The organism is Paraburkholderia sp. NPDC080076, from assembly GCF_050281145.1.
In the GTDB taxonomy this organism is placed as follows: domain Bacteria; phylum Pseudomonadota; class Gammaproteobacteria; order Burkholderiales; family Burkholderiaceae; genus Paraburkholderia.
Window position 1 is genome coordinate 1 of the sequence record NZ_JBNNWQ010000016.1, and the last position, 22,493, is coordinate 22,493.

Consider the following 22,493-nt stretch of genomic DNA (forward strand, 5'->3'; position numbering starts at 1 on the left):
TCAACCCGATCGCGATGGAAGAAGGTCTGCGTTTCGCAATCCGCGAAGGCGGCCGTACGGTCGGCGCAGGTGTGGTTGCCAAGATCCTCGAGTAAAATCGCGGATTGACGTATTTGCTGTAAGTGGTGCCCGGAGCCGGGCGCCGGCCCTCAGCGGGCGCCCCGGCTCTACGTTCTTTTTATTGTCTGGCGGTGCAACACCGCCTCGCTCTTTTCCAAGGAATTGTCATGCAGAACCAGAAAATCCGCATTCGCCTGAAGGCTTTCGACTATCGTCTGATCGATCAATCGGCAGCTGAAATCGTCGACACGGCAAAGCGGACTGGCGCAATCGTTCGTGGTCCGGTGCCCCTGCCGACCCGCATTCAACGCTTCGACATCCTGCGTTCGCCGCACGTCAACAAGACCTCGCGCGATCAGCTCGAAATCCGTACGCACCAACGTCTGATGGACATCGTCGATCCGACGGACAAGACCGTTGACGCACTGATGAAGCTCGATCTGCCGGCTGGCGTGGACGTGGAAATCAAGCTGCAATAAGGCTTCCAGCGGTTATCCGGTCCGCCGGACATCGCTAAGTCATTGATTGCTTGCGGAAAACGAAAAGCCTCGCTATAATGCAAGGCTTTTCGCGCATTGGCGCAAAAAAGTCGGTGTGCTGCAGCATGAATTCATGCCCGAAACGGCACCGGCATTTTGTAAATTAGCCCCGACCAATCGCAGTCGGGAATGGAGAAAACGATGAGCCTTGGACTCGTAGGTCGCAAGGTTGGCATGACCCGTATCTTCACGGCAGAAGGGGATTCGATTCCCGTTACCGTGCTGGACGTGTCCGACAACCGCGTGACGCAGATCAAGACTGTTGAAACCGACGGCTACACGGCCGTGCAGGTTGCATTCGGTACGCGCCGTGCATCGCGTGTAACGAAGCCGTTGGCCGGTCATCTCGCCAAAGCCGGTGTTCAAGCCGGTGAAATCCTCAAAGAATTCCAGATCGATGCTGCCAAGGCTGCCGAGTTGTCGAACGGCACCGTGGTCGGCCCCGACCTGTTCGAAGTAGGCCAGAAGGTCGACGTGCAAGGCGTGTCGATTGGTAAGGGCTACGCCGGTACCATCAAGCGTTACAACTTCGCATCTGGCCGTGCATCGCACGGTAACTCGCGCTCGCACAACGTGCCGGGCTCGATCGGTATGGCGCAGGATCCGGGTCGTGTTTTCCCGGGTAAGCGCATGACCGGTCACATGGGTGACGATACGGTAACCGTGCAAAACCTCGAAATCGCTCGTATCGACGCTGACCGCAAGCTTTTGCTGGTCAAGGGCGCCGTTCCGGGTGCGAAGGGTGGCAAGGTATTCGTTACGCCGGCCGTGAAGACGCGTGCCGTGAAAGGAGCGAAATAATGGAACTTAAGCTCCTGAATGCCAATGGTCAGGAAGGTGCAGGCGTTAGCGCGTCGGACGTCGTGTTCGGCCGCGATTACAACGAAGCCCTGATTCACCAGGTAGTGGTTGCGTACCAGGCGAATGCCCGTAGCGGCAACCGCGCGCAGAAGGATCGTGAGCAAGTCAAGCACACGACCAAGAAGCCGTGGCGCCAGAAGGGTACGGGCCGTGCCCGTGCCGGTATGTCGTCGAGCCCGTTGTGGCGCGGCGGTGGCCGGATCTTCCCGAATTCGCCCGAAGAAAACTTTTCGCACAAGGTCAACAAGAAGATGCATCGCGCAGGTCTCTGCTCGATCTTCTCGCAGCTGGCCCGCGAAGGCCGCATCTCGGTGGTCGACGAGCTGACGCTCGAAGCGCCGAAGACGAAGCTGCTGGCCGAAAAATTCAAGGCGATGGGTCTCGACTCCGTGCTGGTGATTACCGACACGGTTGACGAAAACCTGTACCTCGCGTCGCGCAACCTCGCCCATGTGGCAGTTGTCGAGCCGCGTTACGCCGACCCGCTGTCGCTGATCTACTTCAAGAAGATCCTGATCACGAAGGCTGCGGTCGCCCAGATCGAGGAGTTGCTGTCATGAGCGAGATTCGCAAGAACGATCATCGTTTGATGCAGGTCCTGCTCGCGCCGGTGATCTCCGAAAAGGCGACGCTGGTGGCCGACAAGAACGAGCAAGTCGTGTTCGAAGTCGCGCCCGATGCCACGAAGCAGGAAGTGAAAGCTGCAGTCGAGCTGCTGTTCAAGGTGGAAGTCAATTCCGTCAACGTGCTGGTCTCGAAGGGCAAAGCCAAGCGCTTTGGCCGCTTCATGGGCAAGCGCAAGGACGTGAAGAAGGCGTACGTCTGCCTGAAGCCCGGCCAGGAAATCAACTTTGAAGCGGAGGCCAAGTAATCATGGCAATCGTTAAAGTTAAGCCGACTTCGCCGGGCCGCCGTGCGATGGTCAAGGTGGTCAACAAGGATCTGCATAAGGGCAAGCCGTACGCACCGCTGCTCGACTCGCAATCCACGACCGCCGGCCGTAACAACAACGGTCACATCACCACCCGTCATAAGGGCGGTGGTCATAAGCATCACTATCGTGTCGTCGACTTCCGTCGCAACAAGGACGGCATTCCGGCAAAGGTCGAACGTCTTGAGTACGATCCGAACCGTAGCGCGAACATCGCGCTGGTTCTGTACGCAGACGGCGAGCGCAAGTACATCATCGCTCCGAAGGGTGTGACGGTTGGCCAGCAACTGATGTCGGGTTCGGAAGCTCCGATCCGCGCAGGCAACACGCTGCCGATCCGCAACATTCCGGTCGGTACGACGATTCACTGCATCGAAATGCTGCCGGGCAAGGGCGCGCAAATGGCGCGTTCGGCTGGCACGTCGGCGATGCTGCTGGCTCGTGAAGGCATCTACGCACAGGTCCGCCTGCGCTCGGGTGAAATCCGCCGCGTTCACGTTGAATGCCGCGCGACGATTGGTGAAGTTGGCAACGAAGAGCACAGCCTCCGTCAAATCGGTAAGGCTGGCGCGAACCGCTGGCGCGGTATCCGCCCGACGGTGCGTGGCGTTGCAATGAACCCGGTCGATCACCCGCACGGTGGTGGTGAAGGCAAGACGGCTGCAGGTCGCGATCCGGTGAGCCCGTGGGGCACGCCTGCTAAGGGTTATCGCACCCGCAGCAACAAGCGCACGACGAGCATGATCGTCCAGCGCCGTCACAAGCGTTAAGGAGTAGGCAATGGCACGTTCTGTAAAAAAAGGTCCGTTCTGCGACGCCCATTTGCTGAAGAAAGTTGAGGCGGCAGCAGCTTCGCGGGATAAGAAGCCGATCAAAACCTGGTCGCGTCGCTCGACGATCCTCCCGGATTTCATCGGTCTGACGATCGCCGTTCACAACGGCCGTCAACACGTTCCGGTGTACATCTCGGAAAACATGGTCGGCCACAAGCTTGGCGAGTTCGCACTGACCCGTACGTTCAAGGGTCATGCAGCCGACAAGAAGGCTAAGAAATAAGGGGCTCATGATGGAAGTGAAAGCAATTCATCGCGGTGCCCGCATCTCGGCGCAGAAAACGCGCCTTGTGGCTGACCAGATCCGCGGTTTGCCGGTCGACAAGGCGCTGAACGTTCTGACGTTTTCGCCGAAGAAGGCTGCGGGAATCGTGAAAAAGGTCGTGCTGTCGGCGATCGCGAATGCGGAGCATAACGAAGGCGCCGATATCGATGAGCTCAAGATCACGAGCATCTACATCGACAAGGCTGCGTCGCTCAAGCGTTTTACCGCGCGCGCTAAAGGCCGCGGTAACCGCATCGAGAAGCAATCCTGTCACATCACTGTGACGGTCGGGAATTAAGGGGTCATACGATGGGACAGAAAATTCATCCGACTGGCTTCCGTTTGGCCGTCAGCCGCAATTGGGCGTCGCGTTGGTACGCGAACAACAACAATTTCGCGGCGATGTTGCAGGAAGACATCGGTGTTCGTGAATACCTGAAGAAGAAGCTGAAGAACGCTTCGGTTGGTCGCGTCGTCATCGAGCGTCCGGCAAAAAACGCGCGCATCACGATTTATAGCTCGCGTCCGGGTGTGGTCATCGGTAAGAAGGGTGAGGATATCGAGCTGCTGAAGTCGGAACTGCAACGCCGCATGGGCGTTCCGGTCCACGTCAACATCGAAGAAATCCGCAAGCCGGAAACCGATGCGCAACTGATCGCGGATTCGATCACGCAACAGCTCGAGCGCCGGATTATGTTCCGCCGCGCGATGAAGCGTGCGATGCAAAACGCAATGCGTCTGGGTGCTCAAGGCATCAAGATCATGAGCGCTGGCCGCCTGAACGGTATCGAAATCGCTCGTACGGAATGGTATCGCGAAGGTCGCGTGCCGCTTCATACGCTGCGTGCTGATATCGACTACGCAACTTCGGAAGCGAAGACGACGTACGGCATCATCGGCGTGAAGGTGTGGGTCTACAAGGGCGATACGCTCGGCCGCAACGACGCACCGGTGGTTGAAGAAGTCGCCGAAGAAAAGCGTCCGCGCCGCAACGCACGTCCGGGTGGCGATCGCCGTCCGCGTCGCGATGGTGAAGGTGGTGGCCCGGCAGGTGCACGCCGTGGCGCTCCTCGTCGTGCTGGCGGTGCCGGCGACGGCGGGAAGACTGGAGAATAACGATGCTGCAACCGAAACGCAGAAAGTATCGCAAAGAGCAGAAGGGTCGTAACACCGGTATCGCTACCCGCGGCAACGCGGTGTCGTTCGGTGAGTTCGGCCTGAAGGCTATCGGTCGTGGTCGCTTGACCGCGCGCCAGATTGAAGCGGCACGTCGTGCAATGACGCGTCACATCAAGCGTGGTGGCCGCATCTGGATCCGCATCTTCCCGGACAAGCCAATCTCGCACAAGCCGGCTGAAGTACGTATGGGTAACGGTAAAGGTAACCCTGAGTACTACGTCGCAGAGATTCAACCGGGCAAGATGCTGTACGAAATGGACGGCGTAACCGAAGAGCTGGCACGCGAAGCGTTCCGTCTGGCTGCAGCTAAGCTGCCGCTCAAGACGACGTTTATCGTGCGTCAGCTCGGCGCCTAAGGAGCAAATGATGAAGGCTTCCGAACTTCACCAGAAAGATCAGGCCGCGCTCAACAAGGAGCTGTCGGACCTGTTGAAGGCGCAATTCGGCCTGCGCATGCAACTCGCGACCCAGCAGCTCACGAACACGAGCCAGCTGAAGAAGGTTCGTCGCGACATCGCACGTGTGCGGACCGTCCTGACTGAGAAGGCGAACCAGAAATGAACGATAGCGTAAAAACCTCGCTCAAGCGGACGCTGGTCGGCAAGGTCGTCAGCAACAAGATGGACAAGACGGTCACCGTGCTGGTTGAGCACCGCGTGAAGCACCCGATCTACGGCAAGTACGTTGTGCGTTCGAAGAAGTACCATGCGCACGACGATGCGAACACGTACAACGAGGGTGACCTCGTTGAAATCCAGGAAACGCGTCCGATTTCGAAGACGAAAGCTTGGGTTGTGGCTCGCCTGGTCGAGGCTGCTCGCGTCATCTGACGCCGCAAAGTTGTAGAAGTAATTGAAATCGCAGTAAGTTTCGCTTGCAAGACCGGGATTATTTGTTATAATCTCGGTCTTCCCTCTTTTATGGGAGCCCCGTCGCGGGCGAAGTTGGTGGGGGAAGCGGTTCAGGCGCCAGTCTGTTCCGAAGGATTCACCGGATTGCGATGGCGGGTTTCGTTTGCCGTCGCTGCTGTTCATACCCAAGCAGCCGATTGGCTGACGGGACCAAGACTGACCGGGTACGCCATGGTGGTGTGGCCGGATTAAGTTGGGAAAGATAAACCATGATCCAGACCGAAACTCGGCTTGAAGTGGCCGACAACACGGGTGCGCGTGAAGTCATGTGCATCAAGGTGCTCGGCGGCTCGAAGCGTCGTTATGCCAGCATTGGCGACATCATCAAGGTGACCGTCAAAGAAGCAACGCCGCGCGGGCGCGTGAAGAAAGGCGAAATTTACAACGCTGTGGTGGTTCGCACCGCCAAGGGCGTACGCCGTCAGGACGGCTCGCTGATCAAGTTCGATGGCAACGCCGCTGTGTTGTTGAATGCCAAGCTCGAACCTATTGGCACCCGTATTTTCGGGCCTGTCACGCGCGAGTTGCGCAGCGAACGATTCATGAAGATCGTTTCGTTGGCACCTGAAGTGCTGTAAGGAGTCGCGATGAACAAGATTCGCAAGGGTGACGAAGTTATCGTCATCACCGGCAAAGATAAAGGCAAGCGCGGCGTCGTGCTGTCCGTTGGCGAAGGCAAAGTGATTGTCGAGGGTATCAACCTCGTCAAGAAACACGTCAAGCCGAACCCGATGAAGGGTACGACGGGCGGTGTGGAAGCCAAGACGATGCCGCTGCAAATTTCGAACGTCGCATTGGTCGACGCGAATGGCAAGGCGTCGCGTGTAGGCATCAAGGTCGAAGGAGACAAGAAAGTCCGTTTCCTTAAGACGACCGGTGCCGAGCTGAGCGCCTGACGCTGCGGAGTAAAAAAATGGCTCGTTTGCAAGAGTTTTACAAAGAGAAGGTTGTACCCGGCCTCATCGAGAAGTTCGGTTACAAGTCCGTGATGGAAGTGCCGCGCATCACCAAGATCACCCTGAATATGGGCCTTGGCGAAGCGGTTGCTGACAAGAAGATCATCGAAAACGCCGTCGGCGACCTGACGAAGATCGCAGGCCAGAAGCCGGTGATCACGAAGGCACGCAAGGCAATCGCTGGCTTCAAGATCCGTCAAGGCTATCCGATCGGTGCAATGGTCACGTTGCGTGGTCAGGCAATGTACGAATTTCTGGACCGTTTTGTGACGGTCGCGCTCCCCCGTGTGCGTGACTTCCGTGGCGTGTCGGGTCGTGCGTTCGATGGTCGCGGCAACTACAACATCGGTGTGAAAGAGCAGATCATTTTCCCCGAAATCGACTACGACAAGATCGACGCACTGCGTGGGCTGAACATCAGCATCACGACGACTGCGAAGACCGACGACGAAGCAAAGGCTCTGCTCGCCAGCTTCAAGTTCCCGTTCAGAAACTGAGGTTACCGTGGCTAAACTGGCACTGATCGAACGTGAAAAGAAGCGTGCTCGCCTGGCCGCTAAGTACGCTCCCAAGCGTGCTGAGCTGAAAGCGATTATCGGCGATATGAGCAAGTCGGACGAAGAGCATTACGCAGCACGTCTGGAACTGCAACAACTGCCGCGCAACTCTAACCCGACCCGTAAGCGCAACCGCTGCGCAATTACCGGTCGCCCGCGTGGCACGTTCCGTAAATTCGGGCTGGCGCGTAACAAGATTCGCGAAATCGCGTTCCGCGGCGAGATCCCTGGCCTGACCAAGGCGAGCTGGTAATAGGAGAAACGTAAATGAGCATGAGTGATCCTATCGCCGATATGCTGACTCGCATCCGCAATGCGCAGATGGTTGAGAAAGTCTCGGTGACTATGCCCTCGTCGAAAGTCAAGGTTGCGATTGCGCAGGTCCTGAAGGACGAAGGCTATATCGATGATTTCGCAGTGAAGTCCGAAGGTGCGAAGTCTGAATTGAACATCGTGTTGAAGTACTACGCTGGCCGCCCGGTCATCGAGCGCATTGAACGCGTTTCGAAGCCTGGTCTGCGTGTGTACCGCGGCCGTAACGACATCCCTGTGGTCATGAATGGCCTCGGCGTGGCAATCGTGTCGACGCCGAAGGGCGTGATGACGGACCGCAAGGCGCGCGCAACGGGCGTTGGCGGCGAAGTCATCTGCTACGTCGCTTAAGGCCGAAAGGAGAGAAACATGTCTCGAGTAGGTAAAAGCCCGGTCGCGCTGCAAGGCGCCGAAGTGGCCCTGAGCGACGATCGCATTACCGTCAAGGGCCCGCTGGGTACGATTTCGCAGGCTGCTAACAGCCTCGTGAAGGTGGTGAACGACAACGGCACGCTGAAGTTCGAGCCGGTTGACGAAAGCCGCGAAGCGAATGCGATGTCGGGCACGATGCGCGCACTGGTTGCGAACATGGTGAACGGCGTGACGAAGGGTTTCGAGCGCAAGCTGACGCTGGTTGGCGTTGGTTACCGCGCACAAGCGCAAGGCGACAAGCTGAATCTGTCGCTGGGTTTCTCGCACCCCGTGGTGCACCAGATGCCGGAAGGCGTCAAGGCTGAAACCCCGACGCAAACCGAAATCGTGATCAAGGGGATCAATAAGCAACAAGTTGGCCAGGTCGCTGCAGAAGTGCGCGGCTATCGCCCGCCGGAGCCCTACAAGGGCAAGGGTGTGCGTTACGCCAACGAGGTTGTGATCCTCAAAGAAACGAAGAAGAAGTAAGGGTGCGCAATCATGGATAAGACTCAATCTCGCCTGCGCCGCGCTCGTCAGACGCGTATCAAGATCGCTGAGCTGCAGGTCGCGCGTCTCGCCGTGCATCGCACGAACACGCACATCTATGCGCAAGTGTTCTCGCCGTGCGGCACCAAGGTGCTCGCCAGCGCGTCGACGCTCGAGGCCGAAGTGCGTGCGCAACTGGCTGATCAAACGGGCAAGGGCGGCAACGTCGCCGCTGCTACGCTGATCGGCAAGCGCATCGCAGAAAAGGCTAAGGCTGCCGGCATCGAATCCGTCGCCTTCGACCGTTCGGGTTTCCGTTACCACGGCCGCGTGAAAGCGCTGGCTGATGCGGCGCGCGAAGCCGGACTCAAGTTCTAAGGGAAGAATTCGTCATGGCAAAGATGCAAGCGAAAGTTCAGGCTGACGAACGCGACGACGGCCTTCGTGAAAAAATGATTTCGGTCAACCGCGTGACCAAGGTCGTGAAGGGTGGCCGGATTCTCGGTTTCGCCGCACTGACCGTGGTTGGCGACGGTGATGGCCGCGTCGGTATGGGCAAGGGCAAGGCGAAGGAAGTGCCGGTCGCTGTTCAGAAGGCGATGGAACAGGCTCGCCGCAACATGTTCAAGGTGCCGCTCAAGAACGGTACCCTGCAACACGAAGTGCACGGTAAGCACGGCGCATCGATGGTCCTCCTGGCCCCGGCCAAGGACGGTACCGGTGTGATCGCTGGCGGCCCGATGCGCGCAGTGTTCGACGTGATGGGCGTGCAGAACGTTGTGGCCAAGAGCCACGGTTCGACGAACCCGTACAACCTCGTTCGTGCAACGCTCGACGGTCTGCGCAAGCAGTCCACGCCGGGCGACATCGCGGCGAAGCGCGGCAAGTCCGTCGAAGATATTCTGGGCTAAGGTGGACACCATGTCTGATAAAACTGTCAAGGTCCAGCTCGTCAAGAGCCTGATCGGCACCCGTGAAACGCACCGTGCAACGGTGCGTGGCTTGGGCCTGCGCCGACTCAACTCGGTTAGCGAGTTGCAGGACACGCCGGCTGTGCGCGGCATGATCAACAAGGTTTCGTACCTCGTTAAGGTCATCAGCTAAGCGGCTGACCAGGACTCAAGGAGTTGATAATGGAATTGAATAACCTGAAGCCGGCTGAAGGCGCGAAGCACGCAAAGCGTCGCGTTGGTCGCGGCATCGGCTCCGGCCTCGGCAAAACCGCTGGCCGTGGTCACAAGGGTCAGAAGTCGCGTTCGGGCGGCTTTCACAAGGTTGGCTTCGAAGGCGGTCAAATGCCGCTGCAACGTCGCCTGCCGAAGCGTGGCTTCACCTCGCTGACGAAGGAATTCGTCGGTGAAGTGCGTCTCTCGGATCTGGAAAAACTGCCGGTCGACGAAATCGATCTGCTGGCTCTGAAGCAAGCCGGCCTGGTCGGCGAGCTGATCAAGAGCGCCAAGATCATCGCGACGGGCGAGCTCAAGCGCAAGGTCGTTGTGAAGGGTCTGGGTGCGACGAAGGGTGCGCGCGCTGCTATTGAAGCAGCCGGCGGCTCTTTTGCCGAGTAACGTGCAAGTTATTTGCCGTCACTAGCATTTGCATCGGAGAAGGTACTTGGCTAACAGCCCGAGTCTCGCAAAACCCGGTCGCAGCGCGGCGAAGTTCGGCGATCTGCGTCGGCGAGCAGTGTTCCTGCTGCTGGCGCTGATCGTCTACCGTATCGGCGCGCATATTCCGGTGCCGGGTATTGACCCGGACCAGCTGGCAAAGTTGTTCCAAAGCCAGTCGGGCGGCATCCTTGGCATGTTCAACATGTTCTCGGGTGGCGCACTTTCGCGGTTCACGATTTTTGCGCTGGGGATCATGCCGTATATTTCGGCGTCGATCATCATGCAGTTGCTGGCGATTGTCTCGCCGCAGCTCGAAGCGCTGAAAAAAGAAGGGCAGGCAGGTCAACGGAAGATTACGCAGTACACGCGTATCTTTACGGTCCTGCTGGCAACGTTCCAGGCCTTCGGCATTGCCGTGGCGCTGGAAAATCAGCCTGGCCTCGTGATCGACCCGGGGATGGTTTTTCGGTTGACGACGGTCGTGACGCTGGTGACCGGCACGATGTTCCTGATGTGGCTAGGTGAGCAGATCACGGAACGCGGGCTTGGCAACGGTATCTCGATCATTATTTTCGGCGGGATTGCAGCGGGTTTCCCGAATGCGATCGGTGGTCTTGTTTCGCTGGTGCAAACCGGTTCGATGAGCCCGATATCCGCGATTATCGTCGTCGCGCTGATTGCTGCTGTGACGTATCTGGTGGTGTTCATCGAACGCGGCCAGCGCAAGATTCTTGTGAACTACGCAAAGCGGCAAGTCGGTAACAAGATTTACGGCGGACAGTCTTCGCATCTGCCGTTGAAGCTGAACATGTCGGGCGTGATTCCGCCGATCTTTGCATCGTCGATCATTCTCTTCCCGGCAACTATCCTGAACTGGTTTAGTTCGGGGTCGCGTACCGGCTGGTTCGCAGACACGTTGCACAACGTGGCCGAAGCCCTCAAGCCCGGTCAACCCGTGTACGTGTTGCTGTACGCGTTGGCGATCGTTTTCTTCTGTTTCTTCTACACCGCACTGGTGTTCAACAGCAGAGAGACGGCCGACAACCTGAAAAAGAGTGGCGCTTTCGTCCCAGGCATCCGCCCGGGCGATCAAACGGCGCGATATATCGACCGCATCCTCACGCGTCTGACGCTGGCCGGTGCGATCTACATCGTGTTTGTTTGTCTGCTGCCCGAGTTTTTGGTGCTGCGCTGGAACGTGCCGTTTTATTTTGGTGGAACGTCGCTGCTGATCATTGTCGTCGTCACAATGGATTTCATGGCGCAGGTGCAGTCGTACGTTATGTCGCAACAGTATGAATCGCTGCTGAAGAAAGCTAATTTCAAAGGCGGCGGCGTCCCGATGCGTTGAAAGGACTTATGGCCAAAGACGATGTTATCCAGATGCAGGGTGAAGTCATCGAAAACCTGCCTAACGCTACCTTCAGGGTGAAGCTGGAAAACGGCCATGTCGTATTGGGACACATATCCGGGAAGATGCGGATGCACTACATCCGAATCTTGCCGGGCGACAAGGTGACGGTTGAATTGACGCCTTACGATCTGTCGCGTGCGCGGATCGTGTTCCGGGCGAAGTGATTTGAAAAAAGGGTAATATCATGAAAGTGATGGCATCGGTTAAGCGCATTTGCCGCAATTGCAAGATCATCAAGCGCAAAGGCGTTGTGCGCGTGATTTGCAGCTCTGATCCGCGCCACAAACAGCGTCAAGGCTGAACGCCGCGCTTTTGCTTGCGCTTTTTGTTTGAGGAAAAACAATGGCTCGTATCGCAGGGGTTAACATCCCGAATCACCAGCATACCGAAATCGGCCTGACGGCTATTTACGGTATCGGCCGCACGCGCTCGCGCGACATTTGCGTCGCTGCTGGTGTGGCATTTTCGAAGAAGGTCAAAGACCTGAACGACGCAGACCTCGAAAAGCTGCGTGAAGAAGTCGGCAAGTTCATCGTTGAAGGCGATCTGCGCCGTGAAACGACGATGAACATCAAGCGCCTGATGGATCTCGGCTGCTACCGTGGCGTTCGGCATCGTAAGGGCTTGCCCCTGCGCGGCCAACGTACGCGTACGAATGCCCGTACGCGCAAGGGTCCGCGTCGTGCAGCGCAATCGCTGAAGAAGTAAGCGGAACTGACAGTTACAGGAAAACGTAATGGCTAAGGCTTCGAACAACTCCGCGGCGCAACGCGTTCGCAAGAAGGTCAAGAAGAACGTCGCCGAGGGCGTGGTTCACGTTCACGCGTCGTTCAACAACACCATCATCACGATCACCGATCGTCAAGGCAATGCACTTGCTTGGGCAACGTCGGGTGGTCAGGGCTTCAAGGGTTCGCGTAAATCGACCCCGTTTGCAGCCCAGGTGGCAGCCGAATCGGCTGGCCGCGTGGCGATGGAATACGGCGTGAAGAACCTCGAAGTGCGGATCAAGGGCCCCGGTCCTGGCCGTGAGTCGGCGGTGCGCGCGTTGCATGGTCTTGGCATCAAGATCACCGCGATCTCCGACGTGACCCCGGTCCCGCACAACGGCTGCCGTCCGCCGAAGCGTCGTCGTATCTAAGACGCTAGTATTGCTTGCGCCTGTTGCCGCCCTGCGCGGCGGCAGGCTGCTTGCGCTATTGAATTGACTAAGCCCACCGTTCGGCCCAAAGGGTTCGGACTAGCGCGAGTGCACGCATTCGCGTGATTAATCATTGAAGGAATCAACGTGGCACGTTATATCGGCCCTAAGGCCAAGCTGTCCCGCCGTGAAGGCACTGACCTTTTCCTGAAGAGCGCCCGTCGTTCGCTCGCTGACAAGTGCAAGCTTGACAGCAAGCCCGGCCAACACGGCCGCACCTCGGGCGCACGTACGTCCGACTACGGCACGCAGCTGCGCGAAAAGCAAAAAGTGAAGCGCATCTACGGCGTCCTCGAGCGTCAATTCCGTCGTTACTTCGCTGAAGCCGACCGCCTGAAGGGCAACACGGGTGAAAACCTGCTGCAGTTGCTCGAATCGCGTCTGGATAACGTCGTGTATCGCATGGGCTTCGGCTCGACGCGCGCTGAAGCACGTCAGCTCGTGAGCCACAAGGCGATCGTCGTGAACGGCGTGGTGTCGAACATCCCGTCGATGCAAGTGAAGGCAGGCGACGTCGTCGCGGTGCGCGAAACGAAGAAGAAGCAGGCGCGGATTCTCGAAGCGCTGTCGCTGGCTGAGCAAGGCGGTCTGCCGAGCTGGGTCGCTGTCGATTCGAAGAAGTTCGAAGGCACGTTCAAGCAGAAGCCGGAACGCAGCGACATCGCTGGCGATATCAACGAAAGCCTGATCGTCGAATTGTATTCGCGGTAATCGGATTAACGGCCGGGGCACCCTGATTGCGCTGAGCAAGGGGGCGCCTCGGCTGTTTATTTTCAGGTTGTTACCGGTCAGCCTTATCGGTGTAACGAGCCGAGGGTATTGAAAAGGAAAACCTATGCAAACCAGTTTGTTGAAGCCCAAGATCATCGCTGTTGAATCGCTTGGTGAGAGCCATGCGAAAGTGGTCATGGAACCGTTTGAACGCGGTTACGGCCACACCTTGGGTAACGCGCTCCGGCGCGTGCTGCTGTCGTCGATGGTGGGCTATGCGCCGACCGAAGTGACGATCGCAGGCGTCGTACATGAGTATTCGACGCTCGACGGTGTGCAAGAGGATGTGGTCAACCTGTTGTTGAACCTGAAGGGCGTGGTCTTCAAGCTGCATAACCGCGACGAAGTAACGGTTACGCTGCGCAAGGAAGGCGAAGGCGTTGTCACCGCTGGCGACATCGAACTCGCGCACGATTGCGAAGTGATCAACCCGGATCACGTGATTGCGCATCTGTCGAAGGGCGGCAAGCTCGACGTGCAGATCAAGGTCGAGAAGGGCCGCGGCTATGTGCCGGGCAACGTGCGTCGTTACGGCGAAGAGTCGGCCAAGATCATCGGCCGTATCGTGCTGGACGCGTCGTTCTCGCCGGTTCGCCGCGTGAGCTACGCCGTTGAAAGCGCTCGCGTCGAACAGCGTACCGACCTCGACAAGCTCGTGATGAACATCGAAACCAACGGTGTGATTTCGCCGGAAGAAGCGATCCGTCAATCGGCGCGCATTCTGGTCGATCAACTGTCGGTCTTCGCTGCACTGGAAGGCACCGAAGCAACGGCTGAAGCGCCGTCGCGTGCGCCGCAGATCGATCCGATCCTGCTGCGTCCGGTCGATGATCTCGAACTGACGGTTCGTTCCGCGAACTGCCTGAAGGCCGAGAACATTTACTACATCGGCGACCTGATCCAGCGCACGGAAAACGAGCTGCTGAAGACGCCGAATCTGGGTCGCAAGTCGCTGAACGAAATCAAGGAAGTACTGGCGTCGCGTGGTTTGACGCTCGGCATGAAACTCGAAAACTGGCCGCCGGCAGGGTTGGACAAGTAAGTCGACAAGTAATTCCGGGACAGAACCCGCCGCTGCACTGGCAAAGACGCGGATTTTCCTTTAAAATCCGCGTCTTGTCTTTTTTCACTACCGGCCCGTGCACTCGCTACCATTGGGAAACCGCAGGTAGTTCGAGCGCGATAGAAGAGCTGGACCAAAACTCTGAATCGAAGGAATTAACATGCGTCACCGTCATGGTTTGCGGAAACTGAACCGCACGAGCAGCCACCGTCTGGCAATGCTCCGTAATATGTCCAATTCGCTGATCGAGCACGAAGTCATCAAGACCACGCTGCCGAAGGCGAAAGAACTCCGTAAAGTTGTCGAACCGCTGATCACGCTCGGCAAGAAGCCGTCGCTGGCAAATCGTCGTCTGGCGTTTAACCGCCTGCGCGATCGTGACTCGGTCACGAAGCTGTTCGAAGTTCTGGGCCCGCGTTACGCTACCCGTCCGGGCGGCTACCTGCGCGTTCTGAAGTTCGGCTTCCGCGTCGGCGACAACGCTCCGATGGCACTGGTCGAACTGCTCGATCGTCCGGAAGTTGAAGAAGTTGAAGTGCAAGAAGCTGAGTAAGCTTCGTCGCATCCAAAAAAAGCCAGGCGCCAAGCCTGGCTTTTTTGTTTATAGCGCCAGAACGCAATGGTTGCGGCCATTTGCCGCGTGGCCGCTGCAGAGCCCTCAGCGGTCGGACAAGGCTAGGTGATACGATATCGGCACCTGAATCGTGCCTTTGCTGGAGCCATCTGTGAGCGTGAATGTGACCTTGATTCTGACAACGGTACCGGATGCGGCCGTGGCTCAGAAGCTTGCCGCAGATGCCTTGGCCGCGCGGCTATGCGCCTGTGCCGCGCAGTTAGGCACCGTGCAGTCCAGCTATCACTGGCAGGGCGCGATCGAAACAGCGCAGGAAATCCAGTTGCTGTTCAAGACCAGCGCCGCACGCGCGCTCGAACTCGAGCAGTACATTCAGGCTCGCCATCCCTACGACACGCCGGAAATCCTCTCATGGCAAGCGACGGCATCGGCCGCGTACGGCCAGTGGATCACTGCTGAAACCCAACGTCCTCTTCATGTTTAACGGCCTCGATCGGCGCGCGCGCAATGCACTGCGCACCGTATTCTTCCTGCTTGGTTGCCTGATCTTCGCGCAGTTCGGCACGCTCGCCCGCGCGGCCGACGATTTTCTCGATCCTGCGGTCGCGTTCAAATTCAGCGCGTCGGAGAAACCCGGCGAAGTCGACGTAACCTACAAAATCGCGGATGGCTACTACATGTATCGTGAGCGCTTCGCCTTCGCGACGCGCAACGGCACTACCACGATCGGCGAGCCGCAATTACCGGCTGGCCACGTCAAGTTCGATCAGACCTTTAACAAGAACGTCGAGACGTATCGGAACGAACTGACGATCCGGATTCCCGTTAAACAGGCGGCCGGACCGTTCGACCTGGCGGTGACGTCGCAGGGTTGTGCCGATGCCGGCATCTGCTATCCGCCGATGGAGCGCGTGTATCACGTGAGCGGCGCGGCTCTGCAGTCGGCCGGCAGCGCGGCTGACGCCGGCGCCGAAGTTGCGCAGAAATCCGCTGCCGTGGCCACCTCGTGGTACGACCGCGCCACCAGCGCAGACTACGCGCAGTCGCTGCTACAAGGCGGTGGTTTCTTCGCGATCGTCGGACTCTATTTCGTCGCCGGCGCCGTGCTCAGTCTGCTCCCGTGTTCGTACCCAATGATTCCGATTCTCTCGGCGATCGTCATCGGCGAAGGCGCGCGCGTGACGCGTGCACGTGGATTCGCACTGTCGCTGGCCTATGTGATCGGCATGGCGCTCGTGTACACGGCGCTCGGCATCGCTGCCGCGCTTGTCGGGCAGAGTCTCGGCGCGTGGCTGCAAAACCCTTGGGTGCTTGGCGCTTTTGGCGTCCTGTTGGCCATTTTCGCGCTGACCCTGATTGCAGGTTTCGACATTGCGCTGCCGCAGCGTTGGCAGGACGGCGTCTCGCGTGCATCGACCGGGCGCTCCGGGGGCAAGTTTGCGGCCGTTGCCGTGATGGGCGCTCTGTCCGCGTTGGTGGTCGGCGCCTGCATGACCGCACCGCTCTTTGCGGTGCTGGCGTTCATCGCGCATACAGGCGACGCCGTGCTCGGCGGTGCGGCGCTGTTTTCGATGGGATTGGGATTGGGCGTGCCGCTGCTGATCCTCGGTCTAGGCGCGGGCACACTGCTGCCGCGCGCCGGCGCATGGATGGACAGCGTCAAGGTGTTCTTCGGCGTCGTGCTGCTTGCGGCCGCCCTGTGGATCGTCTGGCCGGTGCTCGGCGCGACTGCGACGATGCTACTGAGCGCGCTCTGGCTGCTGATCGCCGCGGCCTCCCTCGGCTTGTTCTCGGCACCCACAGCGGAGGCTTCCGTGTGGCGCCGGCTCGGTCGAGGCATCGGTGCGGCGTTTGCCATCTGGGCGGCGGTCCTGCTGGTCGGGCTGGCGGCGGGCTCATCCGATCCGCTGCGCCCGCTTGCGGTGTTGGCGGCGCGTGGCGGAGAAGCGGGCGTCGCGAACACTTCGAATAAGCCGGACAGCGAGCCGCAGAGCGATTTGACGTTCGCCCCGGTGCGTTCATCGAATGAACTTGACCAGGCCGTCAAAACGGCTGCACAGCCCGCCATGCTCGATTTTTACGCGGACTGGTGCGTCAGCTGCAAAGAGATGGAGAAATTCACCTTCAGCGATCCACGTGTTCGGGCGAAATTGAAGCAGATGAACCTGTTGCGCGCCGACGTGACCGCCAACAATGTCGACGATCAGATGCTGCTAAAGCGCTTCAGTTTGTTCGGGCCACCGGGGATCATCTTTTTCGATCAGAGTGGCAAGGAGGTGCTGCGCGTCGTCGGCTACGAGTCCGCGGATAAATTTTTGCGCAGTCTGGATCGGGTGAACGCGCCGGGTGCGTAACGCAAACCGGCGGTTCGTCACGGCGCCGGGCGGCGCGTCGCCTTACTTCTGCGAGCGCAAAATCCGCGCGGCATCCAACGCAAAATAGGTCAGCACGCCGTCCGCGCCCGCCCGCTTGAAGGCAAGCAGCGATTCCATCATCGCCTTGTCGTGATCGAGCCAGCCATTCTGCGCGGCCGCCTTCAGCATCGCGTACTCGCCACTCACCTGATACACATAGGTCGGGAACTGGAACTCGTCCTTCACGCGACGCACGATATCGAGATACGGCATGCCCGGCTTGACCATCACCATGTCCGCGCCTTCGTTGATGTCCGCTTGCACTTCGCGCAGCGCCTCATTCGAATTGGCCGGATCCATCTGGTAAGTCATCTTGTTGCTCTTGCCGAGGTTCGTCGCGGAACCGACGGCGTCGCGGAACGGGCCGTAAAACGCCGACGCGAACTTGGCCGCATAAGCCATGATCCGCGTATGGATATGGTCTTCGCTCTCGAGCATTTCGCGGATCGCGCCAATGCGGCCGTCCATCATGTCCGAAGGCGCAACGATGTCGACGCCGGCTTCAGCCTGCGCGCGCGCCTGTTCGACCAGAATCTCGACGGTCTCGTCGTTGATCACATAGCCGGTTTCGTCGAGCACGCCGTCCTGACCGTGGCTCGTGTAGGGATCGAGCGCCACGTCGGTGAGCACGCCCAGCCCGGGGAAGTTCTTTTTGAGTTCGCGAACCGCGCGCGGAATCAAACCGGCCGGGTTGGTCGCTTCGCGGCCATCGGGCGTTTTCAGCGACGGCTCGATCGCCGGGAACAGCGACAGCACGGGCACGCCCAGTTCGACGCATTGTTCAGCCACGCCCATCAGCAGATCGACCGACACGCGCTCGACGCCCGGCATCGACGGCACGGCTTGCCGCACGTTGGTGCCTTCGACGATAAAGACGGGATAAATCAGATCGTTGGTGGTGAGGATGTTTTCCCGCATCAGACGGCGCGAGAAGTCGTCGCGGCGCATGCGGCGCGGACGGTAGTGCGGATAGAAGCTCATAGCGAATCGAAGAAACGTGGATGTGTGGAGTGGACAAGTAACGCCTGCCTCCGCTGCCGGAAACTTTTCGAGACAATGGTATATCATACCGATCGAGCAAGGCGCCTTGCGCTGACCTCCCCGCTTCTCCTCCCTGAGCGGGTGCCTGTCGTTTTTCGATTAGGCTGTTTGACCCGCCGTTAAAGCGGCGGGTTTTTTTATGGGCGGCCGGAATGGCGTTTTTGCCTTGTCCGGCGGTGTTCGCCTCGCTTACTGAGCGGCGTCCGTTTCGCCCTTCGCCTCGGGGATCAGCCAGCTTTCGATCAGCTCGTGCGCTTCATCGATGCCGACGCGTTTGAGCGCCGAGAACAGCTGGGCGGTTAGTTCGCCCTGGTAGCCGGCGGTGCGATACTCAGCCAGACCTTTCTGGGTCGCGCGCAGCGCGTTCACGCTTTCCTGACGCGTCAATTTGTCGCATTTGGTCAGGAGCGTGTGGATCGGCTTGCCGGTCGGCGCGAACCACTCGATCATGCGGCGGTCCAGATCGGTCAGCGGGCGGCGTGAATCCATCATCAGGATCATGCCGCGCAATTGCGAGCGCGATTGCAGGTAGGTGGACAGTAGCGCTTCCCAATGCGCCTTGGCCGCACCCGGCACTTCCGCGTAGCCGTAGCCCGGCAGGTCGACCAGGTGCGCGGTCGGCTCGTCCGCCTTGCCCACCGAAAAGTAATTGATATGCTGCGTGCGTCCCGGCGTCTTACTGGCGAAGGCCAATCGCTTCTGATTGCACAGAATATTAATGGCCGTCGACTTGCCTGCGTTCGAGCGTCCCGCAAAGGCGATCTCGGGTTGCGAAGTGGCCGGCAGATCGCGCAAGTGATTGACGGTCGTGAAAAAGCGGGATTGGTGGAGCAGGAAGGACATGATCAGGCCAGGATTCGAGACGCCGGGGAACCCGGAGTGGGGACGGGTCAAGCCCGACTGGCGTCTTAGCGATTAGCGAGTTATTGTACAATACGATGGTTTACTGAAAACCTGAGGGGGCCAGCCCACGTGCCTTGGCGGCTCCTGGCGGTCACTCGGTCGCCGTCGTATTTTGCAAAACCTTCAAGAAAAACGCCGGGCCTGGCGCGAAGCGGCAGGTTTGGGGGCGCTCTAAAAATCCCACAAGACGAGACAGGGTGTGCGAATGAATCGACTGAGCAAGACTCTGATGGTGCTTCATGTAGCGGCAGGTCTTTCAGGTTTGGCAATTCAGGCACGAGCAGCAGAACCGGCAAAGCCGGACGTCAATCGGGGGCAGGCAATCGCGGTGCAGGTGTGCGCGTCGTGTCACGGGGCAGACGGCAACAGTGCCGGCGGCGCGTATCCGAAGCTGGCGGGCCAGCACCCTGAGTATCTCGTCAAGCAACTCAAGGACTTCAAGACCCAGTCGGGTGCCAAGCAGCCAGCGCGCAACAATGCGATCATGGCGGGCATGGCGGCGGCACTGTCCGATCAGGATATGGTCAACGTCGCAGCTTATTTCGCGGCGCAGACCCCGAAGCCGGGCTACGCGCACAACAAGGACACCGTGCCGCTCGGCCAGAAGATTTATCGCGGCGGCATTGCCGACAAGGGCGTGCCGGCGTGCGCAAGCTGCCACGGGCCGACCGGGCAAGGGATTCCGTCGCAGTATCCGCGGCTGTCGGGGCAGTGGGCGGAATACACGGTGGCGCAGTTGACCGCGTTCACGCAAGGTCCTGGCGCACGTAACAACAACGAGGCGATGCATGCTATTGCAACGCGTCTGTCGGACAGCGAGATCAAGGCTGTAGCCGATTACATCGCGGGCTTGCACTAGGAAGTCCGCACGCAAGTGCAACCGGCCCGGCGAGGCCGGTACAAAACAAGAAAAGGGTGAGGGCGTCGTGCCTACGACAGCCCTTCACCCTTTTTTGCTGTTCAGTCGGAGTATGAATGAGCGTCACCACGTCGGGTTTGCAGTCGAAGTCGGGCAATCGCGTCATGCGCAGCGTCGTCGAAGTCTTGAGTTCGATGCGTTTTGCCATTTCGTTGCTCGTGATTCTGTCGATCGCCAGCATCATCGGCACCGTCCTCACGCAGGACGATCCGTATCCCAACTACGTCAATCAGTTCGGCCCGTTCTGGGCGGACATCTTCCGCTCGCTGAGCCTGTACACGGTGTACAGCTCGTGGTGGTTCATGCTGATTCTCGGCTTCCTGATGGTGTCGGTGTCGCTGTGCGTGATTCGCAATGCGCCGAAAATGGTCGCCGACGCGAAGAGCTGGAAGGACAGGGTTCGCGAAGGCAGCCTGCGCGCCTTCCATCACAAGGGCGAATTCGCGGTGCATGCCTCCCGCGCGCAGACCGCGACGTTGCTCGCCAAGCTCTCGGCGAAGCTCGGCTACAAGTTCGTCACGCGAGAGTCCGAAGGCGCGACCTTGATCGCCGCCAAGCGCGGCGCCTTGACCAAGTTCGGCTACATCTCTGCTCACATTGCGATCGTGGTGATCTGTCTCGGCGGCCTGCTGGACAGCAATCTGCCGATCAAGCTGCAAATGTGGCTGTTCGACAAGTCGCCGATCCGCGCCAACACGGTGATCAACGACATCACGCCGGACCATCGCCTGTCACAGTCCAATCCGACGTTCCGCGGCTACGCGTGGGTGCCGGAAGGCCAGCACGTGTCCACGGCGATCCTCAACCAGCCGGACGGCTCGCTGATTCAGGACCTGCCGTTTTCGATCGAACTGAACAAGTTCATCGTCGATTACTACTCGACGGGCATGCCGAAGCTGTTCGCGAGCGACATCGTGGTGGTGGATCACAAGACCGGCGCGCGCGTTCCGGCGCGCGTTGAAGTGAACAAGCCGTTCACCTACGACGGCGTATCGATTTATCAGTCGAGCTTCCAGGACGGCGGCTCGCAGATGCAGATGACGGCCTACCCGATGAGCGGTGCAAGCGCGAAGACCGCGCCGTTCGGCGGCACGATCGGCGGCAATGCGCCGTTGGGCACGGCCACGCCGCTCGCCGACGGCCAGACGGTCGAATTCACCGATTTCCGCGCGATCAACGTCGAAAACATCCAGAACGGCAGCGGCCAGACCGACGCCCGCGGCGTCGCGGCGCAGCGCACGCTGAAGGAAGCATTCGACGAGCGCCTCGGCTCCGGCGCGAAGACCTCGAAGCCGCTCGATCTGCACAACGTGGGCCCGTCGGTGCAATACAAGGTGCGCGACAAGGACGGCCAGGCGCGCGAGTACAACAACTACATGCTGCCGGTCGACGTATCCGGCGAAAAGATGTTCCTCGCCGGCATGCGCGTGAATCCGGACGATCCGTTCCGCTACCTGCGCATTCCCGCCGACAACGGCGGCACCGTCAAGGAATGGATGAACCTGCGCGCCACGCTCGAAGATCCGGCCATGCGCGCCTCGGCGGCTCACCGTTTCGCGCTGCGCTCGGTGCCCGGTTCGAACGCGGAATTGCAGCAGCATCTCGAAGAAAGCGCGCTGCGGGTGCTGACCCTTTTTGCGGGTGCGGACAACGGCATCAAGATGCCGAACGGCCAGACGGTCGGCGGCTTCCAGGCTATTGCCGGTTTTATCGACCATTCGGTGCCGAAGGGCGAGCAGGAAAAGGCCGCCGGCCTGCTGTTGCGCATGCTCGAAGGCGCGACGTGGGACCTGTATCAACTGTCCCGCCAGCAACTCGGCGAGCCCGAGGCGCCGGCCAATCCGGACGCCAGCCGCTTCATCCAAAGCTCGATCAACGCGATTTCCGACAGCTTTTTGTATGGATCGCCGGTCTATTTACAGCTTGACTCATTCAAGCAGGTGCAAGCTTCGGTATTTCAGTTGACGCGCGCGCCGGGCAAAAAAGTCGTGTATCTTGGCAGCCTGCTCCTCGTGTTGGGCATCTTTTCGATGTTCTACGTCCGCGAACGGCGCCTCTGGTTCTGGCTTAAAGACACCGAGCACGGCACGAACGTCGTAATGGCGATGTCGAGCGCGCGCAAGACGCTCGACTTCGAGAAAGAGTTCGTCCAGACGCGCGACGCGGTAGGCGCCGCGTTGGGCGCCAAACTCGTTGAAGCACCCGACGCCGCCGGCGCCTCCGCTCAATCCGGCAACGCCGGCGCGCCGTCCGCAAGCTCACAAGATTCGACCCGGTAA

35 protein-coding genes and 1 pseudogene are annotated in these 22,493 nt (G+C 59.4%); 34 read left to right on the forward strand and 2 right to left on the reverse strand.

Going from position 1 to position 22,493, the window contains the following annotated elements:
* The 32 genes and pseudogenes from ACQKRQ_RS38660 to dsbD all read left to right on the forward strand — a co-directional run.
* Positions 1–95, forward strand: a pseudogene (locus tag ACQKRQ_RS38660) (elongation factor Tu); the annotation flags it as partial.
* Between the two features lie 132 nt (positions 96–227).
* Positions 228–539, forward strand: a complete 312-nt coding sequence (rpsJ, locus tag ACQKRQ_RS38665; RefSeq protein WP_006998489.1) for a 30S ribosomal protein S10 — start codon at positions 228–230, stop codon at positions 537–539.
* A gap of 201 nt (positions 540–740) precedes the next feature.
* Positions 741–1,400, forward strand: a complete 660-nt coding sequence (gene rplC / locus ACQKRQ_RS38670; protein WP_007180137.1) for a 50S ribosomal protein L3 — start codon at positions 741–743, stop codon at positions 1,398–1,400.
* Positions 1,400–2,020, forward strand: coding sequence for a 50S ribosomal protein L4 (gene rplD / locus ACQKRQ_RS38675; RefSeq protein WP_007180136.1), 621 nt, complete (start codon positions 1,400–1,402; stop codon positions 2,018–2,020). The genes rplC and rplD overlap by 1 nt, the downstream gene beginning before the upstream one ends.
* Positions 2,017–2,331, forward strand: coding sequence for a 50S ribosomal protein L23 (gene rplW, locus ACQKRQ_RS38680; protein ID WP_007180135.1), 315 nt, complete (start codon positions 2,017–2,019; stop codon positions 2,329–2,331). The genes rplD and rplW overlap by 4 nt, the downstream gene beginning before the upstream one ends.
* Before the next feature lie 2 nt (positions 2,332–2,333).
* Complete coding sequence (gene rplB, locus ACQKRQ_RS38685) at positions 2,334–3,161, forward strand: 50S ribosomal protein L2 (protein ID WP_132376697.1); 828 nt, start codon at positions 2,334–2,336, stop codon at positions 3,159–3,161.
* Between the two features lie 10 nt (positions 3,162–3,171).
* Positions 3,172–3,447, forward strand: a complete 276-nt coding sequence (gene rpsS, locus ACQKRQ_RS38690) for a 30S ribosomal protein S19 (protein ID WP_004199273.1) — start codon at positions 3,172–3,174, stop codon at positions 3,445–3,447.
* Positions 3,448–3,454: 7 nt separating this feature from the next.
* A complete protein-coding gene (rplV, locus tag ACQKRQ_RS38695; protein WP_007180133.1) occupies positions 3,455–3,787 on the forward strand; it encodes a 50S ribosomal protein L22 in 333 nt (110 codons plus the stop codon).
* An 11-nt stretch (positions 3,788–3,798) separates the two neighbouring features.
* Entirely contained in the window at positions 3,799–4,605 is an 807-nt protein-coding gene (gene rpsC / locus ACQKRQ_RS38700) for a 30S ribosomal protein S3 (protein WP_011490053.1), read from the forward strand.
* A gap of 2 nt (positions 4,606–4,607) precedes the next feature.
* Complete coding sequence (rplP, locus tag ACQKRQ_RS38705; RefSeq protein ID WP_007180131.1) at positions 4,608–5,024, forward strand: 50S ribosomal protein L16; 417 nt, start codon at positions 4,608–4,610, stop codon at positions 5,022–5,024.
* Between the two features lie 10 nt (positions 5,025–5,034).
* Entirely contained in the window at positions 5,035–5,229 is a 195-nt protein-coding gene (gene rpmC / locus ACQKRQ_RS38710; RefSeq protein ID WP_007180130.1) for a 50S ribosomal protein L29, read from the forward strand.
* Positions 5,226–5,498, forward strand: a complete 273-nt coding sequence (gene rpsQ, locus ACQKRQ_RS38715) for a 30S ribosomal protein S17 (RefSeq protein WP_007180129.1) — start codon at positions 5,226–5,228, stop codon at positions 5,496–5,498. Before rpmC ends, rpsQ begins: the two co-directional genes overlap by 4 nt.
* A 290-nt stretch (positions 5,499–5,788) precedes the next feature.
* Positions 5,789–6,157 carry a 50S ribosomal protein L14 gene (gene rplN / locus ACQKRQ_RS38720; protein ID WP_006052212.1) on the forward strand — a complete coding sequence of 123 codons (369 nt, stop codon included), beginning with the start codon at positions 5,789–5,791 and terminating at the stop codon, positions 6,155–6,157.
* Between the two features lie 9 nt (positions 6,158–6,166).
* Entirely contained in the window at positions 6,167–6,475 is a 309-nt protein-coding gene (gene rplX / locus ACQKRQ_RS38725; protein WP_006052213.1) for a 50S ribosomal protein L24, read from the forward strand.
* 17 nt (positions 6,476–6,492) lie between these two features.
* The gene (gene rplE / locus ACQKRQ_RS38730) at positions 6,493–7,032 is read left to right on the forward strand and encodes a 50S ribosomal protein L5 (protein WP_006052214.1); all 540 of its coding nucleotides are present in this window, start codon (positions 6,493–6,495) and stop codon (positions 7,030–7,032) included.
* A gap of 7 nt (positions 7,033–7,039) precedes the next feature.
* Entirely contained in the window at positions 7,040–7,345 is a 306-nt protein-coding gene (gene rpsN, locus ACQKRQ_RS38735; protein ID WP_006052215.1) for a 30S ribosomal protein S14, read from the forward strand.
* A 14-nt stretch (positions 7,346–7,359) separates the two neighbouring features.
* Positions 7,360–7,755 (forward strand): 30S ribosomal protein S8, encoded by a 396-nt coding sequence (rpsH, locus tag ACQKRQ_RS38740; RefSeq protein ID WP_006052216.1) that lies wholly within the window; start codon positions 7,360–7,362, stop codon positions 7,753–7,755.
* An 18-nt stretch (positions 7,756–7,773) separates the two neighbouring features.
* Entirely contained in the window at positions 7,774–8,304 is a 531-nt protein-coding gene (gene rplF / locus ACQKRQ_RS38745) for a 50S ribosomal protein L6 (RefSeq protein ID WP_132376698.1), read from the forward strand.
* A 12-nt stretch (positions 8,305–8,316) separates the two neighbouring features.
* Entirely contained in the window at positions 8,317–8,682 is a 366-nt protein-coding gene (gene rplR / locus ACQKRQ_RS38750; protein ID WP_006052218.1) for a 50S ribosomal protein L18, read from the forward strand.
* A 14-nt stretch (positions 8,683–8,696) separates the two neighbouring features.
* Positions 8,697–9,215, forward strand: coding sequence for a 30S ribosomal protein S5 (gene rpsE, locus ACQKRQ_RS38755; protein WP_006052219.1), 519 nt, complete (start codon positions 8,697–8,699; stop codon positions 9,213–9,215).
* Positions 9,216–9,225: 10 nt separating this feature from the next.
* The gene (gene rpmD, locus ACQKRQ_RS38760; protein ID WP_007180126.1) at positions 9,226–9,408 is read left to right on the forward strand and encodes a 50S ribosomal protein L30; all 183 of its coding nucleotides are present in this window, start codon (positions 9,226–9,228) and stop codon (positions 9,406–9,408) included.
* Between the two features lie 29 nt (positions 9,409–9,437).
* Positions 9,438–9,872 carry a 50S ribosomal protein L15 gene (rplO, locus tag ACQKRQ_RS38765; protein ID WP_011490050.1) on the forward strand — a complete coding sequence of 145 codons (435 nt, stop codon included), beginning with the start codon at positions 9,438–9,440 and terminating at the stop codon, positions 9,870–9,872.
* A gap of 46 nt (positions 9,873–9,918) precedes the next feature.
* The gene (gene secY, locus ACQKRQ_RS38770; protein ID WP_011490049.1) at positions 9,919–11,265 is read left to right on the forward strand and encodes a preprotein translocase subunit SecY; all 1,347 of its coding nucleotides are present in this window, start codon (positions 9,919–9,921) and stop codon (positions 11,263–11,265) included.
* Between the two features lie 8 nt (positions 11,266–11,273).
* Positions 11,274–11,492, forward strand: a complete 219-nt coding sequence (gene infA, locus ACQKRQ_RS38775; protein ID WP_004521905.1) for a translation initiation factor IF-1 — start codon at positions 11,274–11,276, stop codon at positions 11,490–11,492.
* 20 nt (positions 11,493–11,512) lie between these two features.
* Positions 11,513–11,629 (forward strand): 50S ribosomal protein L36, encoded by a 117-nt coding sequence (gene rpmJ / locus ACQKRQ_RS38780; RefSeq protein WP_004199844.1) that lies wholly within the window; start codon positions 11,513–11,515, stop codon positions 11,627–11,629.
* Between the two features lie 41 nt (positions 11,630–11,670).
* Positions 11,671–12,036: a 30S ribosomal protein S13 gene (rpsM, locus tag ACQKRQ_RS38785; protein ID WP_006052223.1), complete on the forward strand. Its 366-nt coding sequence runs from the start codon at positions 11,671–11,673 to the stop codon at positions 12,034–12,036.
* Between the two features lie 28 nt (positions 12,037–12,064).
* On the forward strand, positions 12,065–12,469 hold the full coding sequence (rpsK, locus tag ACQKRQ_RS38790) for a 30S ribosomal protein S11 (protein ID WP_006052224.1): 405 nt from the start codon (positions 12,065–12,067) through the stop codon (positions 12,467–12,469).
* 147 nt (positions 12,470–12,616) lie between these two features.
* A complete protein-coding gene (rpsD, locus tag ACQKRQ_RS38795; RefSeq protein ID WP_106284146.1) occupies positions 12,617–13,240 on the forward strand; it encodes a 30S ribosomal protein S4 in 624 nt (207 codons plus the stop codon).
* A gap of 124 nt (positions 13,241–13,364) precedes the next feature.
* Entirely contained in the window at positions 13,365–14,342 is a 978-nt protein-coding gene (locus ACQKRQ_RS38800) for a DNA-directed RNA polymerase subunit alpha (protein ID WP_028199575.1), read from the forward strand.
* Between the two features lie 181 nt (positions 14,343–14,523).
* Positions 14,524–14,916 (forward strand): 50S ribosomal protein L17, encoded by a 393-nt coding sequence (gene rplQ, locus ACQKRQ_RS38805; protein ID WP_006052227.1) that lies wholly within the window; start codon positions 14,524–14,526, stop codon positions 14,914–14,916.
* A 172-nt stretch (positions 14,917–15,088) separates the two neighbouring features.
* Positions 15,089–15,421: a divalent-cation tolerance protein CutA gene (gene cutA / locus ACQKRQ_RS38810; protein WP_427483085.1), complete on the forward strand. Its 333-nt coding sequence runs from the start codon at positions 15,089–15,091 to the stop codon at positions 15,419–15,421.
* On the forward strand, positions 15,414–17,291 hold the full coding sequence (dsbD, locus tag ACQKRQ_RS38815; RefSeq protein WP_427482975.1) for a protein-disulfide reductase DsbD: 1,878 nt from the start codon (positions 15,414–15,416) through the stop codon (positions 17,289–17,291). The genes cutA and dsbD overlap by 8 nt, the downstream gene beginning before the upstream one ends.
* Before the next feature lie 42 nt (positions 17,292–17,333).
* On the opposite strand, the gene hemB is transcribed toward dsbD, so the two are convergent.
* Positions 17,334–18,332 (reverse strand): porphobilinogen synthase, encoded by a 999-nt coding sequence (hemB, locus tag ACQKRQ_RS38820; protein WP_132376702.1) that lies wholly within the window; start codon positions 18,330–18,332, stop codon positions 17,334–17,336.
* Between the two features lie 249 nt (positions 18,333–18,581).
* Positions 18,582–19,235: a ribosome biogenesis GTP-binding protein YihA/YsxC gene (yihA, locus tag ACQKRQ_RS38825; RefSeq protein ID WP_408179039.1), complete on the reverse strand. Its 654-nt coding sequence runs from the start codon at positions 19,233–19,235 to the stop codon at positions 18,582–18,584.
* A gap of 265 nt (positions 19,236–19,500) precedes the next feature.
* On the opposite strand from yihA, the gene ACQKRQ_RS38830 reads away from it, so the two are divergent.
* Positions 19,501–20,154, forward strand: coding sequence for a c-type cytochrome (locus ACQKRQ_RS38830; RefSeq protein WP_427482977.1), 654 nt, complete (start codon positions 19,501–19,503; stop codon positions 20,152–20,154).
* A gap of 116 nt (positions 20,155–20,270) precedes the next feature.
* Entirely contained in the window at positions 20,271–22,493 is a 2,223-nt protein-coding gene (locus tag ACQKRQ_RS38835) for a cytochrome c biogenesis protein ResB (RefSeq protein WP_132376705.1), read from the forward strand.

Coding starts and splice junctions, on each gene's coding strand:
- hemB (WP_132376702.1), bottom strand. CDS start 18,332: ATGAGCTTCTATCCGCACTACCGTCCGCGCCGCATGCGCCGCGACGAC.
- ACQKRQ_RS38800 (WP_028199575.1), top strand. CDS start 13,365: ATGCAAACCAGTTTGTTGAAGCCCAAGATCATCGCTGTTGAATCGCTT.
- rpmD (WP_007180126.1), top strand. CDS start 9,226: ATGTCTGATAAAACTGTCAAGGTCCAGCTCGTCAAGAGCCTGATCGGC.
- rplV (WP_007180133.1), top strand. CDS start 3,455: ATGATGGAAGTGAAAGCAATTCATCGCGGTGCCCGCATCTCGGCGCAG.
- rpsC (WP_011490053.1), top strand. CDS start 3,799: ATGGGACAGAAAATTCATCCGACTGGCTTCCGTTTGGCCGTCAGCCGC.
- rplD (WP_007180136.1), top strand. CDS start 1,400: ATGGAACTTAAGCTCCTGAATGCCAATGGTCAGGAAGGTGCAGGCGTT.
- rplE (WP_006052214.1), top strand. CDS start 6,493: ATGGCTCGTTTGCAAGAGTTTTACAAAGAGAAGGTTGTACCCGGCCTC.
- rpsQ (WP_007180129.1), top strand. CDS start 5,226: ATGAACGATAGCGTAAAAACCTCGCTCAAGCGGACGCTGGTCGGCAAG.
- rplN (WP_006052212.1), top strand. CDS start 5,789: ATGATCCAGACCGAAACTCGGCTTGAAGTGGCCGACAACACGGGTGCG.
- rpmC (WP_007180130.1), top strand. CDS start 5,035: ATGAAGGCTTCCGAACTTCACCAGAAAGATCAGGCCGCGCTCAACAAG.
- rpsJ (WP_006998489.1), top strand. CDS start 228: ATGCAGAACCAGAAAATCCGCATTCGCCTGAAGGCTTTCGACTATCGT.
- rpsK (WP_006052224.1), top strand. CDS start 12,065: ATGGCTAAGGCTTCGAACAACTCCGCGGCGCAACGCGTTCGCAAGAAG.
- rplF (WP_132376698.1), top strand. CDS start 7,774: ATGTCTCGAGTAGGTAAAAGCCCGGTCGCGCTGCAAGGCGCCGAAGTG.
- rplX (WP_006052213.1), top strand. CDS start 6,167: ATGAACAAGATTCGCAAGGGTGACGAAGTTATCGTCATCACCGGCAAA.
- rplR (WP_006052218.1), top strand. CDS start 8,317: ATGGATAAGACTCAATCTCGCCTGCGCCGCGCTCGTCAGACGCGTATC.
- rplP (WP_007180131.1), top strand. CDS start 4,608: ATGCTGCAACCGAAACGCAGAAAGTATCGCAAAGAGCAGAAGGGTCGT.
- yihA (WP_408179039.1), bottom strand. CDS start 19,235: ATGTCCTTCCTGCTCCACCAATCCCGCTTTTTCACGACCGTCAATCAC.
- rplB (WP_132376697.1), top strand. CDS start 2,334: ATGGCAATCGTTAAAGTTAAGCCGACTTCGCCGGGCCGCCGTGCGATG.
- rplW (WP_007180135.1), top strand. CDS start 2,017: ATGAGCGAGATTCGCAAGAACGATCATCGTTTGATGCAGGTCCTGCTC.
- rplC (WP_007180137.1), top strand. CDS start 741: ATGAGCCTTGGACTCGTAGGTCGCAAGGTTGGCATGACCCGTATCTTC.
- ACQKRQ_RS38835 (WP_132376705.1), top strand. CDS start 20,271: ATGAGCGTCACCACGTCGGGTTTGCAGTCGAAGTCGGGCAATCGCGTC.
- rpmJ (WP_004199844.1), top strand. CDS start 11,513: ATGAAAGTGATGGCATCGGTTAAGCGCATTTGCCGCAATTGCAAGATC.
- rplO (WP_011490050.1), top strand. CDS start 9,438: ATGGAATTGAATAACCTGAAGCCGGCTGAAGGCGCGAAGCACGCAAAG.
- dsbD (WP_427482975.1), top strand. CDS start 15,414: ATGTTTAACGGCCTCGATCGGCGCGCGCGCAATGCACTGCGCACCGTA.
- rpsE (WP_006052219.1), top strand. CDS start 8,697: ATGGCAAAGATGCAAGCGAAAGTTCAGGCTGACGAACGCGACGACGGC.
- rplQ (WP_006052227.1), top strand. CDS start 14,524: ATGCGTCACCGTCATGGTTTGCGGAAACTGAACCGCACGAGCAGCCAC.
- rpsM (WP_006052223.1), top strand. CDS start 11,671: ATGGCTCGTATCGCAGGGGTTAACATCCCGAATCACCAGCATACCGAA.
- infA (WP_004521905.1), top strand. CDS start 11,274: ATGGCCAAAGACGATGTTATCCAGATGCAGGGTGAAGTCATCGAAAAC.
- ACQKRQ_RS38830 (WP_427482977.1), top strand. CDS start 19,501: ATGAATCGACTGAGCAAGACTCTGATGGTGCTTCATGTAGCGGCAGGT.
- rpsH (WP_006052216.1), top strand. CDS start 7,360: ATGAGCATGAGTGATCCTATCGCCGATATGCTGACTCGCATCCGCAAT.
- rpsS (WP_004199273.1), top strand. CDS start 3,172: ATGGCACGTTCTGTAAAAAAAGGTCCGTTCTGCGACGCCCATTTGCTG.